Source organism: Streptomyces sp. NPDC007971 (assembly GCF_042958635.1).
Taxonomy (GTDB): Bacteria; Actinomycetota; Actinomycetes; order Streptomycetales; family Streptomycetaceae; genus Streptomyces.
This window is the reverse complement of record NZ_JBIBJK010000078.1, coordinates 1-2,444: the sequence shown is the minus strand read 5'-3', so window position 1 is coordinate 2,444 and position 2,444 is coordinate 1. Positions and strand designations below refer to the sequence as shown.

Here is a 2,444-nt window from a genome sequence, read left to right as displayed (position 1 = left end):
GTGATGCGGCCGAAGGTGGATGCGGCCTGGCATCTGCACGAGCTGACCCGTCACCTCGACCTGGACACCTTCGTACTGTTCTCCTCGATCGCCGGGGTCTGGGGCAACCCGGGGCAGGCCAACTACGCGGCCGGCAACACCTTCCTGGACGCACTGGCCGCGCACCGGCGCCAGCAGGGCCTGCCCGCTGTGTCCCTGGCCTGGGGGCCGTGGGAGCAAGGCATGGCAAGCGATCTCACCGATGCTGACTGGCAGCGGTTGGCCCGCCAGGGCTTGCTGCCGCTCTCCGCATCCGACGGGCTGGCGCTGCTGGACGCGGCCACGGACTACGCGGAATCCCTGCTGGTGACAGCCCGGCTCGACCTGGCCGCGTTGCAGCGTTCCGGCGACGTGCCGCCGTTCCTGTCCGGTCTGGTGCGCACGTCGCGTGCCGGCGCGCCCGCCCGCCGTGCGGTCGCAGAGTCCGGTACCGACGGCCAGAACACGCTGGCCGCCCGGCTGGCCGCCACGAGTCCTGCCGAGCAGCAGGAGACCGTGCAGGATCTGGTCAAGGCACAGGCCGCCCTGGTCCTGGGCATGAGTGGCCCCGAGGCCGTCGAGCCCGGGCGTTCCTTCCGCGACATCGGCTTCGACTCGCTGACTTCCGTGGAGCTGCGCAACCGGTTGAACACGGTGACCGGCCTGCGACTGCCGGCCACGGCGGTGTTCGACTACCCCACGCCCTCGGCTCTGGCCGGGTTCGTGGTGCGTGAGGTGGTCGGTGGGACCGGTGCCGTGTCGGCGGGTGTCGCGCTGCCGGTGGTGGCGGGTGGCGTGCCGGTGGATGAGGACCGTCTGGTCATCGTCGGCATGGGGTGCCGTTTCCCGGGAGGGGTGTCCTCCGCCGGCGAGTTCTGGGAACTGCTGGCCTCGGGTGAGGACGCGGTGGGCACTTTCCCCACGGACCGTGGTTGGGCTACGGATGTCTACGACCCCGATCCTCAAGCCTCGGGCAAGAGCTACTCGGGTGAGGGTGGGTTCCTTTACGACGCCGGTGAGTTCGATGCGGGCTTCTTCGGGATCAGTCCGCGTGAGGCTGTGGCGATGGATCCGCAGCAGCGGTTGCTGTTGGAGACGTCGTGGGAGGCGTTGGAGGACGCCGGGATCGATCCGAGCATGTTGCGGGGCAGTGACACCGGTGTTTTCGCGGGTCTGATCTATCACGACTATCTGCCGGCCGGTGTGGTGTCTGAGGACGTGGAGGGGTATCTCGGTACTGGTGGTTCGGGTGGTGTGGCGTCGGGCCGTGTCGCGTATGCGCTGGGTCTTGAGGGTCCGGCGGTGACGGTGGACACGGCGTGTTCGTCGTCGTTGGTGGCGTTGCATCTGGCCTGCCAGTCGTTGCGGTCGGGGGAGTCGTCGCTGGCGTTGGCGGGTGGTGTGACGGTGATGTCGACGCCGGGGACGTTCATCGATTTCTCGCGGCAGCGGGGTCTGGCGGTGGATGGGCGTTGCAAGGCGTATGCGGAGGCTGCGGACGGCACTGGTTGGGGTGAGGGTGTCGGTGTTCTGGTGCTGGAGCGGATGTCGGACGCCCGGCGCAATGGTCACCGGGTCCTGGCGGTGGTGGCTGGTACGGCGATGAACCAGGACGGCGCGTCCAACGGTCTGACCGCGCCCAATGGTCCGGCCCAGCAGCGGGTCATCCGGACTGCCCTGAGCAATGCCGGTCTTGCGGCGGATGACGTGGATGTGGTGGAGGGGCACGGTACGGGTACGCGGTTGGGTGATCCGATCGAGGCGCAGGCGTTGTTGGCCACGTATGGACAGGGGCGGTCGGAGGAGCGGCCGTTGCTGTTGGGGTCGGTGAAGTCGAACATCGGTCATGCGCAGGCGGCCGCCGGCGTGGCCGGGATCATCAAGATGGTTGCGGCGATGCGGCACGGGATCGTCCCGGCGACCTTGCATGTGGATGCTCCCTCCTCCCACATCGACTGGGAGGCCGGTGCCATCCGACTGGTGACTGAGGCGGTGGCCTGGCCGGAGGTGGGGCGGCCTCGGCGTGCGGGTGTGTCGTCGTTCGGGTTCTCCGGGACGAACGCGCACGTGATCATCGAGGAGGCACCTGCTGATGCTGTTCCTGTCGGTGGTGCTGAGCCTGGTGTCGGGGACGGGAGTGTTGAGCTGCCGGTGGTGCCGTGGGTGGTGTCGGGTAGGTCGGCGGCGGGTCTGGCGGCTCAGGCGGGCCGGCTCGGGGCCTTCGTCGGGCGGCGCCAGGACGTGGATCCGGTGGATGTGGGTTGGTCGCTGGCGGTGTCGCGTGGTGCGTTGGAGCACCGGGCGGTCGTCGTCGGTGCGGACCGTGACGAACTGACTGCTGGTTTGGAGGCGTTGGCGGGGGGTCGTGAGGTTCCGGGTGTGGTGTCCGGGGTTGTGGGTGGTGTGGGCAGGGTCGGGTTCGTGTT

1 protein-coding gene is annotated in these 2,444 nt (G+C 68.9%); it reads left to right on the top strand.

Annotated features, from left to right (window positions below; translation table 11 throughout):
* Positions 1–2,444 (top strand): beta-ketoacyl synthase N-terminal-like domain-containing protein (locus ACFZCP_RS45835; protein WP_391443239.1); only part of this gene is annotated, 2,444 nt, incomplete at both ends.